Annotated in this window: 17 protein-coding genes; 7 read left to right on the forward strand and 10 right to left on the reverse strand. The window is 64.6% G+C overall.

The genetic code is table 11. The features are described from left to right. The 3 genes from IB279_RS11300 to IB279_RS11310 form a co-directional block, all read right to left on the reverse strand. On the reverse strand, positions 1–2,154 hold the full coding sequence (locus IB279_RS11300; protein ID WP_112770975.1) for a molybdopterin cofactor-binding domain-containing protein: 2,154 nt from the start codon (positions 2,152–2,154) through the stop codon (positions 1–3). A gap of 4 nt (positions 2,155–2,158) precedes the next feature. Next, the gene (locus IB279_RS11305) at positions 2,159–2,614 is read right to left on the reverse strand and encodes a (2Fe-2S)-binding protein (RefSeq protein ID WP_034793355.1); all 456 of its coding nucleotides are present in this window, start codon (positions 2,612–2,614) and stop codon (positions 2,159–2,161) included. Positions 2,615–2,854: 240 nt separating this feature from the next. Further along, a complete protein-coding gene (locus IB279_RS11310; protein WP_034793353.1) occupies positions 2,855–3,250 on the reverse strand; it encodes an Ohr family peroxiredoxin in 396 nt (131 codons plus the stop codon). Between the two features lie 150 nt (positions 3,251–3,400). Between IB279_RS11310 and IB279_RS11315 the strand changes: the two genes are divergently transcribed. After that, entirely contained in the window at positions 3,401–3,886 is a 486-nt protein-coding gene (locus IB279_RS11315) for a MarR family winged helix-turn-helix transcriptional regulator (RefSeq protein ID WP_034793351.1), read from the forward strand. A 127-nt stretch (positions 3,887–4,013) separates the two neighbouring features. On the opposite strand, the gene IB279_RS11320 is transcribed toward IB279_RS11315, so the two are convergent. The 3 genes from IB279_RS11320 to IB279_RS11330 form a co-directional block, all read right to left on the reverse strand. Then, a complete protein-coding gene (locus tag IB279_RS11320; RefSeq protein ID WP_060583311.1) occupies positions 4,014–5,045 on the reverse strand; it encodes a DUF3095 family protein in 1,032 nt (343 codons plus the stop codon). 199 nt (positions 5,046–5,244) lie between these two features. Further along, entirely contained in the window at positions 5,245–5,727 is a 483-nt protein-coding gene (greA, locus tag IB279_RS11325) for a transcription elongation factor GreA (RefSeq protein ID WP_060583309.1), read from the reverse strand. 167 nt (positions 5,728–5,894) lie between these two features. Then, positions 5,895–7,271, reverse strand: coding sequence for a phenylacetate--CoA ligase family protein (locus tag IB279_RS11330; protein WP_246801894.1), 1,377 nt, complete (start codon positions 7,269–7,271; stop codon positions 5,895–5,897). Positions 7,272–7,593: 322 nt separating this feature from the next. Between IB279_RS11330 and IB279_RS11335 the strand changes: the two genes are divergently transcribed. Next, on the forward strand, positions 7,594–8,247 hold the full coding sequence (locus IB279_RS11335) for a glutathione S-transferase family protein (RefSeq protein WP_112770977.1): 654 nt from the start codon (positions 7,594–7,596) through the stop codon (positions 8,245–8,247). A gap of 63 nt (positions 8,248–8,310) precedes the next feature. Here the strand turns inward: IB279_RS11335 and IB279_RS11340 are convergent, their stop codons facing one another. Next, a complete protein-coding gene (locus tag IB279_RS11340) occupies positions 8,311–9,468 on the reverse strand; it encodes a M20 aminoacylase family protein (protein ID WP_060516119.1) in 1,158 nt (385 codons plus the stop codon). A gap of 157 nt (positions 9,469–9,625) precedes the next feature. Between IB279_RS11340 and IB279_RS11345 the strand changes: the two genes are divergently transcribed. Then, positions 9,626–10,159 carry a putative immunity protein gene (locus tag IB279_RS11345; RefSeq protein WP_034793323.1) on the forward strand — a complete coding sequence of 178 codons (534 nt, stop codon included), beginning with the start codon at positions 9,626–9,628 and terminating at the stop codon, positions 10,157–10,159. Between the two features lie 7 nt (positions 10,160–10,166). On the opposite strand, the gene gcvA is transcribed toward IB279_RS11345, so the two are convergent. Beyond that, complete coding sequence (gene gcvA, locus IB279_RS11350) at positions 10,167–11,111, reverse strand: transcriptional regulator GcvA (RefSeq protein WP_112770978.1); 945 nt, start codon at positions 11,109–11,111, stop codon at positions 10,167–10,169. 124 nt (positions 11,112–11,235) lie between these two features. On the opposite strand from gcvA, the gene IB279_RS11355 reads away from it, so the two are divergent. Next, positions 11,236–11,940: an SDR family oxidoreductase gene (locus IB279_RS11355; protein ID WP_034793321.1), complete on the forward strand. Its 705-nt coding sequence runs from the start codon at positions 11,236–11,238 to the stop codon at positions 11,938–11,940. A 70-nt stretch (positions 11,941–12,010) separates the two neighbouring features. Here IB279_RS11355 and IB279_RS11360 read toward each other — a convergent pair whose 3' ends face one another. Next, on the reverse strand, positions 12,011–13,213 hold the full coding sequence (locus tag IB279_RS11360) for a sensor histidine kinase (protein WP_082936511.1): 1,203 nt from the start codon (positions 13,211–13,213) through the stop codon (positions 12,011–12,013). A 249-nt stretch (positions 13,214–13,462) separates the two neighbouring features. Here IB279_RS11360 and IB279_RS11365 point away from each other — a divergent pair, with 249 nt between their 5' ends. The 3 genes from IB279_RS11365 (at position 13,463) to IB279_RS11375 (ending at position 15,060) form a co-directional block, all read left to right on the forward strand. Next, positions 13,463–13,606: a hypothetical protein gene (locus IB279_RS11365; RefSeq protein WP_034793319.1), complete on the forward strand. Its 144-nt coding sequence runs from the start codon at positions 13,463–13,465 to the stop codon at positions 13,604–13,606. 293 nt (positions 13,607–13,899) lie between these two features. After that, on the forward strand, positions 13,900–14,397 hold the full coding sequence (locus tag IB279_RS11370) for a GNAT family N-acetyltransferase (RefSeq protein ID WP_034793767.1): 498 nt from the start codon (positions 13,900–13,902) through the stop codon (positions 14,395–14,397). A gap of 246 nt (positions 14,398–14,643) precedes the next feature. Beyond that, positions 14,644–15,060: a hypothetical protein gene (locus IB279_RS11375; protein WP_034793318.1), complete on the forward strand. Its 417-nt coding sequence runs from the start codon at positions 14,644–14,646 to the stop codon at positions 15,058–15,060. 38 nt (positions 15,061–15,098) lie between these two features. On the opposite strand, the gene IB279_RS11380 is transcribed toward IB279_RS11375, so the two are convergent. After that, entirely contained in the window at positions 15,099–16,001 is a 903-nt protein-coding gene (locus tag IB279_RS11380) for a LysR family transcriptional regulator (RefSeq protein WP_192339211.1), read from the reverse strand. Positions 16,002–16,261 lie beyond the last annotated feature (260 nt).

Raw genomic sequence — 16,261 nt, forward strand, 5'->3', positions numbered from 1 at the left:
TCACACCCTCCTCAGGTCGCCCTGGTCGATCGGCAGGGTTCTGAGCCGCTTGCCGGTCGCCATGAAGATCGCGTTCAGAAGCGCCGGCGCCACGCCGGGCGTGCCCACTTCGCCGATGCCGCCGGGCGCCTCGGCGCTCGGCACGATATGCACCTCGATCGGCGGCGTCTCGTGAATGCGCAGGACAGGCGCATCGTCGAAATTCCCTTCGACCACCGCGCCGTTTTCAACGGTGATGCGCCCGTAAAGTGCCGCACTCAGGCCGTAGACGACGCCGCTCTGGATCTGTGCTTCGACCGTGTCCGGGTTGATCACCTGGCCGCAATCGACCGCGCAGACGATACGCTCGGTCTTGAACCTGCCGTTCCCGTCGAGGCTGACTTCGGCGACCATCGCCGCGAAGCTGCCGAAATCCTCGGCAACCGCGATACCCCGCCCCCTGCCCTTGGCAAGCGGGGTCGACCAGCCGGCCTTCTCGGCTGCAAGGTCGAGCGCGCCGAGCAGCCGCGGCTTGTGCTGCAGCAGCCGCCGCCGGTATTCGAGCGGATCGATGCCCGCCAGTTCCGCCAGTTCGTCGATTCCGCATTCGACCGGGGGAATGTTGCGGGTGGCGCCGACACCACGCCAGTTGCCGGTGAGCATGCCATCCGGCGCCTCTTGGCGGGCAAAATCGGTCTGCCTGTTTTCGATCGCATAGGGCGTTTCGGCCCCCGCCATCTGGTCGAGGTCGACACCGTCCTTGGTAAAGCCTGGGAACCAGCGCGCCATGACCGACGGGCCGATGACCCGGTGCCGCCAGGAGACCGGCATGCCGTCGGCCCCGAGCGTCGCCGTCACCTTGCTGTAGTTGAGGTAACGATAGCAGTCGTGACGGATGTCCTCCTCCCGGCTCCAGGTCACTTTCACCGGGCCCTTCACCTGCTTGGCGATCTTCGTCGCGAGGATCACGCCGTCGACATCGAGCCTGCGGCCAAAGCCGCCGCCGAGCAAGTGGTTGTGCACCACCACCTTTTCGACCGGCAGGCCGGTCACGTCGGCTGCCGCCTGCCGTGCCCGGCTCATGATCTGCGTTCCCACCCAGACCTCGCAGCCATCGGGGCGCACATGCACGGTGCAATTCATCGGCTCCATGGCGGAATGGGTCAGGATCGGCATGCGGTAGACGAATTCGTGCACCGGCCCATGCTCGGCCTCGGCCTTGGCGACATCGCCTTCGCTGACATGCGGCAGGGCCTTGCCGTCGATCGCCGCATCCATGAGGTGCTCGAGTTCGGCTTGCGAAACCGAGGCGCTCGGCCCCGGATCCCATTCGATCGAAAGGGCCGCGAGCCCCTTCCGCGCAGCGCCGGTATTGTTGGCGACGACCGCGACGGCCTCCTCGATGCGGACCACCTGGCTGACGCCCTTGATCGCCATGGCCGGGGCCTCGTCGACTGAGCGCAGCTTGCCGTTGAAGTGCGGACAGATCGCGATCGCCGCATAGGAGACGCCATCCGGGCGGGCATCGATGCCGAATTTCGCCGTGCCGTTCACCTTCTCCGGGCTGTCGAGACGATGCACCGGCTTGCCGATCACCCGGTAGCTGGACGCCGGCTTCAGCGGCACCTCCTGCGGCACGACTTCAGAGGCCGCAGCCGCAATCAGGCTGCCATAGGCGGCGCGCCGGCTGGCGGCGGTCTCGACCACATGTCCCGCCTCGGCCTTGCAGGCGTCCGGCGAAACGCCCCAGTCGCGCGCCGCAGCGCCGATGAGCATGATGCGGGCCGCAGCACCCGCCTTGCGCATCTGCTCGTAGACACCGCGGATCGCAAAGGAACCGCCGGTGATCTGGTCGCCCAGCAGCGGATTGGCATATTGCTTGGGGTCGGCCGGCGCATGTTCCAGCACCACCTGGTCGAGCCCGACCTCCAGCTCTTCGGCAAGTATCATCGCGACCGCCGTATAGATGCCCTGCCCCATTTCCACCGAGGGCATGACGAAGGTGATCTTGCCTTCCTGGGGAATGCGGATGAAGGCGTTCGGCGAAAAGGGCTCGCCCGCTGCGACGGCAGCCTGCGGCCTGAAGCTGATCACCAGCCCCGCGCCGGTCAGCGATGCGCCGATCAGAAGCTGGCGGCGCGATAAGGATAGGTTCGTTCTGTCGAAGATGGACATGGCATCACCCCCGCGCCGCAAGCTTGATGGCTGCACGAATGCGCGGATAGGTGCCGCAACGACAGATGTTTCCGGCCATGACCGCATCGATGTCGTCGTCGGTCGGCGTGGGATTGGCGGCAATGAGCGCGGTCGCCGACATGATCTGCCCGGATTGACAGTAGCCGCACTGCACCACGTCGATGTCGAGCCAGGCCTGCTGCACCCGTTTGCCCTCGGGCGTGTCGCCGATCGCCTCGATCGTGGTGATCGGTTTCTCCGCCGCCTCTGACACCGGCATCACGCAGGAGCGCGCCGCCTGCCCGTCGACATGCACCGTGCAGGCGCCGCACATGGCGATGCCGCAGCCGAATTTGGTTCCGGTAAGCCCTATCGTGTCGCGCAGGACCCAGAGCAGAGGGATATCGCCGTCCACATCGACGGCATAGCTCTTTCCATTGACCGTGAGGTTGTAAGGCATGCGACCATCGGCCCCTCAGGGCCGCTCCCCTGTACATGCGAAGGCGCGAAAATACCAACAAGGGCGACGATCGGCCAAATTACATTCTTGTGAGGTCCCGTCGGGAAAATCCCTCCTCCGCCGCCGCCGGACGCGATGCGTAGAGGAACGAGCGCTGCTGAAACGAAATCGGGATGCGCCGCGGCTGGTGACCAGCTCAGGCACATCCCGATGATATCAATAGGTTTTTTTACGCAGAAATCAGAGGAGATTGGTCTCGACGTCGATGTTGCCGCGCACTGCCTTGGAGTAAGGGCAGATATCATGGGCGGCGTGGATGATGTCGTGCGCGACGTCGCGGTCGAGACCATCCAGGCGAACGTTCAGGCGGGCACGCAGGAAATAGGAGCCGTCGTTGACGTTGAGATCGATCTCGGTATCGACCTGCGGCCCGGCCGGGAGCTTCACCTTGCGCTGCAGCGCTGCGAGCTCGATCGCGCCCAGGTAACAGGCCGACCAGGCGGCACCGAACAGGTTTTCCGCGGCCGGATGCGGCTGGGTGAGCTTGAGTTCCAAAGTGCCGTCTTGGCTGATGGTGCCGCCGTCGCGGCCGCTGGTGTTGTGGGTCTTGCCGGTGAAAAGAAGCTTCTCGGTCATGTCATTTCCTCTCTGTTTGATTTTTTATTGGATCCGATTTAATCGGATGCGATGTTTATAGATGAAGCGCTAGGCATCGTCAACACCATTGCGATTTAATCGGATACGATTTATATTAAGTGCAGACAACGAAAAGGAAAAAAGATTCCCATGTCCACGTCCAAGACTGCCAAGGACCCTGGCACTGCATCGGCCAAGGGCGGCAAGAAGCTCTCGAACTTCCTGTGCTTTGCGATCTACTCGGCAAATCTTGCCTTCGGCCGCGCCTACAAGCCCCTGCTCGACAAGCTGGGCCTCACCTATACCCAATACGTGACCCTCGTGGCGCTGTCGGAAGAGGACGACCAGACGGTGAGCACGCTTGGTGAAAAGCTCTTTCTGGAATCGAACACGCTGACGCCGATCCTGAAGAAGCTCGAGGCTGACGGTTACCTTCAGCGTCGCCGCGATCCCGCGGACGAACGCCAGGTGCGACTGACGCTGACGCCGGCCGGCCAGGCGGTGGTGGATGCCGAGCCGGGTGCTGCGCTGACCGACGTGATCGGCCTCGGTGACGACTTTGAGACGGTGCAGCGGTCGGTGGCAAAGCTGCGCGACAACCTGCTAGGCGCTGGTCAGCCCGGAAACCGGAAATAGTGAAGGTCGCTGAAACGCCCGCCTGCCGCTGCCGCGATTATCGCTCGCGCAAAGGCCGGCACGGCGATTGGAGCGGCCAGCATCACGCGCAAGGGCGGCTCTCCGCCGTCCTTGCCGCTTGGCCGGATCAGGCACTCAAGCGCTCACGCGGCACCATCATTTCCGCCGCTTTGGCGTAACCGCCGTCCATGCCGTCGAGAAAATGTAAGTGCGCATCCGGTCGCGCCGACGGCACAAGGCAGGTCATCAGCGCGTGGCTCTGCCGATGCAGCCCGAAGATCACCTCGCCCCGCGCCTTGGCGGCCGCAAGGATCGCCTCGATGCGGTCGATCTGCTCCGTCGTGCAATCCACCGTCAGGCGCAGGCCGTCGTCATATTTGCGGAAATCGGAACTGGCGGCCACTCCCGCCCAGCGCTCGGGCGCAACCCGCACCCGCGCGTCCTTCGGCACACCCATTTCCTCCGGCAGAGGATGCGACTGCCGCGGCCCTTGATCGAAGACAGCGATCACCGCGCGCGCCACGGCGGCAAAGCGCTCGGGCGTCACGTCGTCGGCGGGTTCGGCCAGCAGCGACAGGATCTGCCCCTGCCGGCTTGGAAACGGCCGCCATTCGCAGGCAAGGCCGGTCAGATCCGGTTCGGCACCATGGCTTTCCGGCGAAAGCAGGTAGCGCCCCTGCTTCAGCTGCCGCTCCGCCCATTTAAGCCCACCGCCGGTAAACATCGCATAGGTCGCGTTTTCCGATGCGGCATAGCGGGCGATGCGCACATCCTGGCCATGGTCCCTGATATCCCGGACCGTCAGCAGGCCGACGCGCAAATCGAGACCAAACCGGTCCCTTGCGAAGGCGGCGAGCTGCCGCAGCGCCGAAGCTGCCATTGCCGCGCCGCCGGGCGCCAGCGCAAAGGCCGCGCCATCGCCGCGAAACACGAAGGGAAAATCGAAATCGCCGCGCGCATTGCCGATGGCGGCAATCGCCGAAGCGCCGACATAGTTGACGTCCTCGTAGCGCCCGGCCCGGATCGCGCCGGTGGAATTCACGACGTCGGTGATGCCGATCAGCCAGTCATCCGGCAGCGGCTCGTAGACATCGGGATCGAGCACGCGGGAAAACTCGCGATAGGCGCGAACGGGCGTAGCGTCACCAGTGTTGTGCATGTCCATTCTCCGTACCGACGAACCGAGCAAACCTCTTGGCCGCCTGCCTCCGGCAAGCGCCTCCGATCATCCGGCACCGCCAAATTAGATCGGACGCGATATAAATACCGAGCAACAGCGGAATGTCAAGATGACACTATTAAATCGGATACGATAATAATGGCCACGAATCCACGCGATCAAGCCGATACGCTAAAGGTCAGGAAATCGCCACGACCTCGAGCTCCTGGTCGCCGACCGTGACGAGGTCGCCCACTGCCTTGCCCATGAGGATGCGTGCCACCGGCGAGACATAGGAGATCGATCCCGCCTTGGGGTCTGCCTCGTCCTCGCCGACGATCCGGTATTTTTGTACCCGCCCGTCGTCCCGGCTGAAGGTCACCGTGCTGCCAAAGGCGACGATCTCGTTGGAGGCAGGTTCGGGCATCAGCTGTGCGGTGCGCAGCCGTTCGGAGAGATAGCGCACGTCCCGCAAGGGTCCCGCCTGCTGCCGCCGCTTTTCGTTCACGTCGTCGATCGTGGCTGCCGCTTCATAGGCGACCCGCGCCTCCTGCATCTGCGCCTCCAGCGCCGTCAGCCCCGCCTTTGTCACCAGGTTCGGATGCGGCGAAACCGCCCGGTCCGGCAGCAATGTCTCGGCGGCGGTTTCGGCACTTTCTTCCTTGGTGAAGGCAACGCTCAATCTTCAAAACTCCGTATCGCGGGCAAGAGGCCGGCTTCATATCGGCCCCGGACCGGCCTATCAACACTATAAGCCGCTTGCCCGCCCGCCGGCCACCGGAATGTCCACCTGCTGCCGCGTGGCCGAAGCCGGGCCGCGATTGCACCACGCGTGCATCCTGCCCTCTCCTAGTCGCCGCCGGAGACCACCAGCTTTTGCTTGGCGCCGCCGCCCGAACGCGCGATCGCATCCACCACCCGCACACGGAACTCCGCGGGTTCGGCTTCCACCGCCTCGAGTGCCGCACGCACGCTCAGTTCGACGGCAGCGTGGACGGCGGCCGCATCGGCGCCTTCAAACACGGCGATCGCGATTTCCAGACCATCCGGCAGTTGCACGAACTGGAATTGCCGCACCCCGGCCGCACCCGTCAGCGGCGAGCGAAGCCGGTGGGCGTGCACATTGACCGTTCCGCCACCGCGCCTGGGCAGCCGCAGCGTCTCTTCCCTCCGCCCGGCAATCGACCCGATCCGCCAGAACGGCAGGCCGCAGCGGCACGGCTCGGTCGCCATCGCCACGATGTCGGAGATCTCGTAGCGCACCAGCGGCAGCGCGCGATTGGCAAGGGTCGTCACCAGCAGCTTCGCGCCCTCCACGCCGTCGGGTACCGGGCGGTCGTCTCCGTCCACCACCTCGAAGACGAAGCTGTCTTCGGCGAGATGCAGCCCGTCGCCAAGCAAGCATTCGTGGCCCATGGGTCCCGCCTCGGTGCAGACATAGCTGTCGGCGATGGCCGCCTGCCAAGTCTCGGCCGCAAGCTCGCGCACCTCCTCCGTCAGCGTCTCGGCGCTGGTTCGGAAAAGCCGCGGCCTGATCTTCAGCCGCCCCGCCTGCTGCTCGCCCACCAGGACACGCACGAAGGACGGATAGGTCGAGATCACCTCGGGCTGGTTCAGGTTGAGGCCCTCCACGATCTCCTCGATCGGCATCAGCACGTTGAACCGGGGCGCCGGCGGCCTCAACGCCCGAAGCTCCACGCCGATATGGTAGGAAATATGGACCGGCGACGAGGCGAATATGGCAACACTGCGCGTCGTCTCGTCGATGCCGACGATCGCCTGGAAACGCACCATGTTGGCGATGGCCGATAGCCAGGCTGCGGGATCGAAGACCGCGACCCCACGCTCGCCGGTCGTGCCGCCCGTGGCAACGGCCCTGTATTCACCAAGCAGAAGCGAGCCGGAAGACTGTCCGCTGAGATGCCCCTCGACCAGTTGCCGGCTCAGCCTCGGGTCGGTAACGATCCGGTCGAAATTCTCCATAAGCGCCCGCTTCGTCAGCACGGGCAGATCCTTGAGTGCGGCCCCCTGCGCCAAGCGGTCGCCAATGGTTTCGCGATAGTAGGGTGACGCATTGACCGCATGCTTCAGGGCGGATTGCAGCGCGCCGCCTTGAAACGATCGCAACAGCTCCCGCGACCATTCCGAGCGCAGCAGACGCTCCTGTGCCGCCTTCAGCAGAAGGTCGCGATCGAGCGTCGGAGACGCGGCGGTGACTGGCGACATCGGATCAATCCTCGTGTCCTGCTTCAGCCTGGAACCGCGCCAACTGCCACCGGGCACGGTCAAAAGGTCCGCATGCGGACGAACCGTCGCTCCGGCAGATGGAACCGGGCCCCTTGCCGCGGAAAGCGGAATCGGCCCGCCTGCCCGCTGCAACCGGGATTTGCGGCGAAACGTCCAATTGCACCTCAGGGCCTTGATTGTATCGCAAAAGGGGGGATCTATGCGGCTGCAACGCGAAAAAGCCGCCCCGCCCCAGTCTCGACGCAGGGCGACCAGGCTTCGGCCGGATTCGTCGCGGCACGATCAAGGAGGAGAAAAGCAGTTGGCCGAGCCGTTTGTCGTCTACGGAGCCTCAGGCTCAGGATCGGTTCCGATCGAGGCCGTTTTGAGCCTCATCGGCGTGCCCTACCGCGTCGAGGAACACACCCCCTGGGAAGGAAAGCAGGAGGCGGACAGGCTGGCGCGCATCAATCCCCTGCGCCAGGTTCCGGCCCTCGCACTCCCGACCGGCGAACTGATGACCGAAAGTGCCGCGATCCTGATCTGGCTCGCCGATGCCTATCCCGAGGCCCGGCTGGCACCGGCGGTGACCGACGCAAGACGACCGGCGTTTCTCCGATGGATGACCTTCGTATCCGCCGCCATCTACGCGCTCTACTGGATTGCCGACGATCCCTCCCGCATCGCCGAACGGGAGGAGGACCACGCGACCGTCAAGGCCCGCGTGTTCGACCGCGTCGCCCATTGCTGGCAGCGAATGGGCGCGGAACTGCAACCGGGCAAATATCTTCTCGGCGATGAACTGTCGGTCCTAGACCTCTACGTCGCCACCGCCTCGCGCTGGTCACCCGGCCGCCGCCGCTTCTACGAGGTCGCCCCGACCCTTGCCGACATCGTCCGCCGCGTCGATACCGATCCGAAGCTCGCGACGCTCTGGGCGGAACGCTTTCCGTTTACCGAGGGCTGGGAGCGTTGAGGGCAGGAAACCTCGTTGATGTCGTCGCTGCAGCCGCAGCGCGATGGACATCCGGCCGATCGCTCAGAGCGGCATTCTGCCCTCCACGATGGCCCTGAAATAGGCCACGCCGAAAGGAATGGCATCGTCATTGAAATCGAACCGCGCGTCATGCACCGACGCGCTGTCGCCATTACCGATCAGCATGATGTTGCCGGGGCGCGCTTCGAGCATGAAGGCAAAGTCCTCCGAGCCCATCAGCGGCTCCAAGGCGTCGTTGACGTGCGCGTCTCCGACCAGGGATCGCGCCACGCTGACGGCAAAGGCGGTCTCTCTTCCATGGTTCACGGTCGGCGGAAACATGCGTTTGTAGGTGACCGTGGCGCTGGCTCCGTAGGCCTCGGCAATCCGTTGCGCGATGGAGGTAACGCGCGCCTCTATCAGATCTCTCGTGCCGGGATCGTAGGTCCTGGTCGTCCCGCCCATCTCGGCCGATTGGGGGATGACGTTGCCGGCCTTGCCTCCTGCCATCCAGCCGACCGTGACCACGGCGCACTGACGCGGATGGACGTTGCGGGAGACGATCGTCTGCAAGGCCAGAAGTATATTGGCGCCGACCACCAGCGGATCGACGCTGACGTGCGGGGAAGCGCCATGCGCGCCCTTGCCGTCGACCCTGATCCTGAAGCCATCGGCCGAAGCGGCCAGAGGTCCACAAGCGGTGGCAAACTGCCCGATCGGCAAACCGGGCTCCGTGTGCATGGCATAGATCTCGTTGATTCCGAAACGCTCCATAAGGCCATCGTCGACCATGGCCTTGCCACCGCCGCCGCCCTCTTCGGCCGGCTGAAAGACGACCACGGCCGTGCCGTCAAATGCTCGCGCCTCGGCCAATTCCCGCGCGGCCCCCAGCAACATCGCCGTGTGGCCGTCATGACCGCAGGCGTGCATGACGCCCGTTGTCCTTGACGCCCAGGCGGCCCCGGTCGCCTCCTCGATTGGCAAGGCATCCATATCCGCCCGCAGGCCAATCACCCTGCCGCTTGACCGCTTCTGGCCGTGGATAACGCCCACGACGCCCGTCCGACCGATGCCGGTCACGACCTCGTCGCATCCGAACGCGGCGAGTTTGGAACGCACGAACTCCGCCGTCCTGTGGACGTCGAACTGCAACTCCGGATGGGCATGAATGTCGCGCCGCCAGGCAACGACATCGCCATAATCGGAACCGACGGCCGGCATGGAGCCTCCCTTTTCCTGAGTTTGCGGCTGCAAATGGCTCGGCGGTGAAAGATATGGCGTTTATGAAGGGATGCAACCTGCGCCCTCTATACAACCGATCGGCTTGTCACGTGGCGACCGCATGATATGCATTCGGCCTGTTCACCATGAGCACCCCATGACCGACGAAGCCCCACCACCGCTCCTGACCGAAGACGACCTGCGCCATATTACCCGCTGGGCGGTCCTGTGCGCCGCGCGCGCGCTGCCGGTCTTCGAGGCGGCGGTGCCGGGCGATACCCGGCCGCGCGAGGCGATCGCCGCGGCTGTCGCCTTTGCCGAGGGTGGTCCGCGCACGGCCGTCTTGCGCAAAGCCGCCTGGGGCGCCCAGGCAGCGACGCGCGCGGTTGACGATCCCGCCGCCAAGGCTGCCGCCCGCGCGGCCATTGCTGCGGCCGGTGCGCCCTATACCCACCCGATCGAGACGCCGCACCAGATCAACCATGTGCTCGGCCCCGCCGCCTACGCCATCCAGGCGCTGTCGATCGGAACAGCCGACGAGGCAGCCGCCACCGAAACGGAACTCCGGCAGCTGATCGCGCTCGCATCGACGGAAATCCGAGGCATCGTCGGCAAGTTGCCGGGACGAAAGCCCAGCAAAGGCGCGTTTCACGCCCTGCTCTACCGGCTCGACACGGCGCTGCGTCGCTGATCGCGGATCAGGAACCCTCGCTCCGCCACCCATTTGCAGGATCCCGATCGGTCGGGCCTCCCCGCTCCTTTTTCGCCTCGTCACTGAGCCAGGCGATCACAGTTTGAAGGCTGAGCGACTTTCGGTAGCGCGGCCAGACCAGATAGAAGTCCGAGGGCCCAGTCATCGAGCCCTCGAACAGCCGGATGAGCCGCCCTTCGGCGAGATCGCGCGCGACGAAATCGCGGTTGGCAAGAACGATCCCCTGGCCTGCCGTCGCCGCCTCGATCGCGTGCGAAGTCTGGTTGAAGCTGATGCCCTTGAACGAGGCCTGCCGGCTGCCACCGAAATGCCGCTCGATGAACTCCGGCCAGAAATTATGGGCGTCGTGCAGCAGCGTGTAGCCGGCCAGTTCCTCGGCGGTTTTCGGCGCCGGCCGCCCGGCAAGCAGCATCGGGCTGCAGACCGCGACGATCTCCTGCTCGAACAGCAGTTCCACCGCAAGCCCCGGCCCGAAGGGTGGCCGCCCGTAGCGCACGGCGAGATCAACGCCATCGGCCTGGAAGCTCGACATGCGGTCGGTCGCCAGAATATGCAGGTCGAGATCCGGATGCCGCGCGGTGAAATCCGGCAGGCGCGGGATCAGCCAGCGCGACGCGAAGGACGGCGTGGTGCTGATCGTCAGCCGCACCGGCTGGGGCTTCAGCCCGTCGGTCGCCCGCGCGATGATCTCCAGCGCCCGCCTGACATCGGCGATATAGGCGCGCCCCTCGCCGGTCAGCGCCAGCGCGCGCGGCAACCGCTCGAAGAGCTTGACCCCAAGCTCGGCCTCGAGCCCGCGGATCTGCTGGGCGACGGCCCCTTGCGTCACGCCCAGTTCCTCGGCTGCGAGGCGAAAGTTCAGGTGGCGCGCGGCCACCTCGAACACTTTCACCCCATTCAGCGAAGGGAGCTTTCCCGGTGCATCACTCATCGGATAGTTTTTCTACTGCCATATGAAAGCGAAATTGCTTCGTCGTCGCATGGAGGAGATGGTATTTCAATGGCAGCACCCGCGAAAGCGGCATTCCACGAATATGGATGAGGAGATTGGTAAAATGGCAGTAGAAAAAGTGGCCGTAATCACCGCCGGCGGCTCAGGCATGGGTGCCGAGAGCGCCAGGCGTCTGGCAGCCGACGGCTACAAGGTTGCGATCCTCTCCTCCTCCGGCAAGGGCGAGGCGCTCGCCGCCGAGCTCGGCGGCATCGGTATCACCGGCTCCAACCAGTCGAACGACGACCTGAAGCGTCTTGTCGATGCGGCCATGGAAAAATGGGGCCGGATCGACGTGCTGGTCAACAGCGCCGGCCATGGCCCGCGCGCCCAGATCCTCGAAATCACCGACGAGCAGTGGCACACCGGCCTCGACGTCTACCTGATGAACGTCATCCGCCCGGTCCGCCTCGTCACGCCGATCATGCAGAAGCAGAAGGCGGGCGCGATCATCAACATCTCCACCGCCTGGGCCTTCGAGCCCTCGCCGATGTTCCCGACCTCCGCCGTCTTCCGCGCCGGTCTTGCCTCCTACACCAAGATCTTCGCCGACACCTATGCGGCCGACAATGTGCGCATGAACAACGTTTTGCCCGGCTGGATCGACAGCCTGCCGGCGACCGAAGAGCGCCGCGATGCCGTGCCGATGAAGCGCTACGGCACCAGCGCCGAGATCGCCGCCACCGTCGCCTTCCTCGCCTCTGATGGTGCCGCCTACATCACCGGCCAGAACCTGAAGGTGGATGGCGGCCTGACGCGTTCGGTCTGAACGCGAGCCACCCCTGTTACTCCCGTCGCGCGCCTCCCAGGGGCGCGCGCCAGCCATTGTCGCACCCCGTTCAGGCCGTCACGGCCGGCGCGGCGTTGATGGCAGCATCGGCAAGCCGATCGGCGGCGGGTGCCCTCAACGGCATGGTCAGGGTCACGCGGAAATGGGCCGGGGAGACCGGTCCGGCGATGAGCGAACCGCCCTCGGGGAAGCGCGCCTTGACACGCTCTTCGACATTCGCAAGCCCCACACCGAGCCCGGATCGATTGACCATCGGCAGGACTTCGCCGGCATCGGACACGTTGTCGACCGAAAGCTGCAGCCGGTCCTCCTCCTGCGACGCGCTGATCGTGATCTTCAGATCGCCGGACGAGCGCCCGAGCCCATGCTTCACGGCATTCTCGACGAGCGGCTGCAGGATCAGGCTCGGCACCAGCGCCGTTCTCAGCTCCTGCGGAATGTCGAGCGTGACGCTGATGCGATCGGAGAACCGCTCTTTCTCGATCGCCAGATATTCCGATTGCAGCGCCAGCTCCTCCGAAAGCGCCAGATCCCGCAGAGGATCCATCTCCAGCGTCTTTCGCAGAAACGACGACAGCGAAAGCACCACGCGGCTCGCCTGAGAGGAGGCGCCCTCCTCGATCAGACCGACGATCGAGTTCAGCGTGTTGAACAGGAAGTGCGGATTGATCTGGTAGTAGAGCGCCTGCATCTTCGCGGTCAGCGCCTCTTCGCGCGAGATCGCCAGCCGGCGCTCCTGCGCGCTGACCTTCAGATTGTACATGTAGGCGATGAAGAAGCAGGACCAGCCGAAGAACAGCGAGACGCCGTAAAACAGCGTGTAGCAGAAGTTCTCGATTGTATAGTCGACACCGACTGCGGGCTTCACATAGGTGAACAGGTGATAGTCGATGGTGGTTGCAACCGTCGACGCCAGAATGGACAGGACGGCCGACACGAAAACCTGGGCTGCGATGTTCCGCGCGCGCATCATCGCCACGATGTGCGAAATCATCAGCGTGATCAGCACGCAAACCAGCGACACGACGAGCTTGATCGGCGCGTAGTCGACCGGATTGACGCCCAGCACCACCCAGAGCCCGCCGGTCATGAAGAACTCGGCCGCCCAGAAGGAGAGCACGAGCTTGATCACGCGTGAGAAGAACGCCGCGGCGCTCGTGTCCGAATGGTCCATGTCGAAGGTTTTTCGGTAGAAACTTCCAAGCACCATTATTCCGGCCACCATCCGCATTCGGTCATTCGCGTCGTTCAATCTATTTGCCTCAATTAGCGAAAATCAACCAATGCAGGCAAATCAACCTTTGTACGCCACAGGAATAGAAGGCGCTGCGGGCGCGCTGAGGTTCCCCTGCGCGGCCACACAGACGCCAGCATAGTGGTCAAATCGGCCCCCTCAGTCGCTTGGCCGGGCCACCCTCCGTGCGCATGTTCGTCGCTATCCCGTTGTCTTTCCTTGAGAAGCTCCTATTTCCCTGACGAAACCGCGAAAAAGGAGTTCCGCATGAACCGAAACGGCCTCTATCTCGTCATCGCCCTGCTTGCCGTCGCCGTCGTCGGCCTCGGCATCTATGTCTACCAGGAAGAGACGAAGCCGGGCGTCGAGATCAAGATCGGCCAGGACGGCGTTTCGGTTCAGGAAAACTAGGACGCAGGCAACAGGCGCGAACGACGAAGCGGGAACGGACCTCAACCGGCCGCCGCGTGAACGCGTTGCGCTACCAGAGCCGCCTGTTGACCATGGCAAAGGCCTGGCCCTATACCGAACCTGCTCGCCTGAACTGAGCAGAGGAATTGTCGATGCTGGAGCTTGTTCTCACCCACTGAGCGTCTCGATCGGTCGAGACGCGAAACCGCGCCACCGGCGAACGATACCCGTCGTTCGCGGTCGACAGCGCGCGACTGAAGGGTTTCAAGAACAGGTTTTTGACAATGACCACCATCGACATACGCTCCGAACGAGCGACTGACATCGCAACCATCCGGCAGATCACCAAGGCCGCTTTTGCGCCGATGGCCTATAGCAGCCAGACGGAGGCCGAAATCATCGACGCGCTGCGCAACGCCGGCGCCTTGACGATCTCGCTGGTCGCCCTCGACCAGGGCGAAATCATCGGTCACGTCGCCTTCTCCCCGGTCACGATCGACGGGAAGGACAAGGGCTGGTTCGGTCTCGGCCCCGTCTCCGTCAGGCCCGACCACCAGAAGAGCGGCACCGGCGGCAGGCTGATCCGCGAAGGCCTTGCGCGCCTTGCAAAGACCGGCGCCAAGGGCTGCGTCGTTCTCGGCGAGCCCGACTACTACAAACGCTTCGGCTTCGAGAACCACGCCGCCCTGCGCCTTGAAGGCGTTCCGGCCGAATACTTCATGGCAAAGGCGTTCGAAGGTCCGGTACCGTCAGGGCGCGTCAGCTTTCACGCGGGCTTTGATGCAAGCTGATTGACCTGACGACATGCCTCGGAGCGCGATGTGGAAGCACATCGCGCTCCGATACTCGCCTGCTTCCTCGTCGCCGAGAAGGGACGCCTGTTCGGCGACGCCAGCGTCAGAACCGCGCCGGCGCTGGACGCATGAGCATCTTGATTTTGCATCCCGAATGACTGTCCATGACGACAACCGTCGCGACTCGCTGCTGCCAGGCGATCACGAGAGACCGCGACATCCCGAAACGCCAAAGGTGCCGCGTTGCCTGCAAGCCTTTCCTTCACCGCCGCGCTGCTGCTTGTGGCCGCATCCGCCTCTGCGGCGATGGCAGGCGAGACGAGCACCGCGCCCTCGGGCACCTATTGCGGCCAGCTTTCCTCCGCCGGCGTGCTCTCGGACGCCGAGACGCATTTCGAAACCGCTGCCGATGGTACGGTCGTCGGCAAATACGTGTTTTCCGATCAGGGCCAGTCCGTCGACGGTGAACTCGCCGAAACCGGCGACGATGGCGACGGCAGCGATCTCACCCGAAGCTTCATGTGGCGCGACAAATACGGCTACGGCCAGCTGATCGTCACCTTCACGCCGGATTTCTCCGAATTCGACGGCAAGTGGAATGCCGGCGGATCCGAGTTCCTGCCGTGGAACGGCAGGCGGTGTCATCAGACGATCAGCTAGAGCGCGCCAACAAAGCGAGCCCAAACCGCATCGCCGCCTCACGCCGCAATCACCGCCCGCATCAGCCCCTCCAGCCAGTCGGCAAACACCTTGAGCCGGCGCGACAGATGCTGGCGGTGCGGGTAGAGCAAAGCCATCGGCATCGGCGCGGCGACGTGATGCGGCATCACCTCGACCAGCTGGCCCGCTCTGATGTGATCGATCACGTCATAGGCCGGGATCTGGATAAGGCCGAGGCCGGCGAGGCAGCAGGCGATGCTGCCTTCGGCGCTGTTGACGCTGACCCGGCCGGCAACCGAAACCGTGCGCGCATCGCCGTTCTCCATCCATTCCCAGTCCTCCACCCGGCCGCTCGAGGGTGAAGCGTAGTTGACCGCGACGTGGGCGCTGAGATCGTTGGGCGTCTCCGGCGTGCCGTGGCGCTCGAGATAGTCGGGGCTTGCGACATTGATCAGCCGGAGCGTGCCGAACGGCCGGGCAATCAGGCTCGAATCCCCGAGCGGCCCGACGCGCAGCGCGCAGTCGACGCTTTCCTCGATCAGGTGCACCGCCCGGTCGGTCATGCCGAGATCGATGTCGATGCCGGGGTACCGCGCCAGGAACTCCGGCAGCGCCGGCGCCACGATCAGCCGGCCGATGCGGCTCGGCAGGTCGACCCGCAGTCGTCCGGTCGGGCCGGAGGTGTCGCGGCGAAACAGGTTCTCCGCCTCGTCCATATCGGAAATCAGCCGCAGGCAGCGCTCGTAGAAGGCTGCCCCATCCTGCGTCGGCGCAACCTTGCGCGTGGTACGATGGAGAAGTCGCGTGCCGAGCCGGGTTTCGAGCGTCTGCACCGCCGCCGAAACCGAGGAGCGCGGCAGGCCCAGCGTGTCGGCCGCGCGGGTAAAACTCGCGCTTTCGACGACACGGGTGAAGATGCGGAAAAGCTCGATCCTGTCCATGCCGGCGCGCGACGCCTCACTCCCATTGTTCGTCATTCCTGACAAGTAATGTCACGTTCGGGGGCTTTATGCCAGCAGCGCCGACGATATTCTCCTGGTCGCGATGCCGGTCGCATCACCGACCTCTCGCGTCGGCGGCGATAAGGCCCGCCCCCTATGAAGCAAGAGACACGACGTCCGCAACGAGCGGCGGTCGCACAGGCGGCCCGTACCGGAGAGCGGGGCGATCTCGGGCAAATGCGTAGCCCCGCCCGCCGAAC

This window comes from Ensifer sp. ENS06, from assembly GCF_014852205.1.
Classification (GTDB): domain Bacteria; phylum Pseudomonadota; class Alphaproteobacteria; order Rhizobiales; family Rhizobiaceae; genus Ensifer; species Ensifer adhaerens.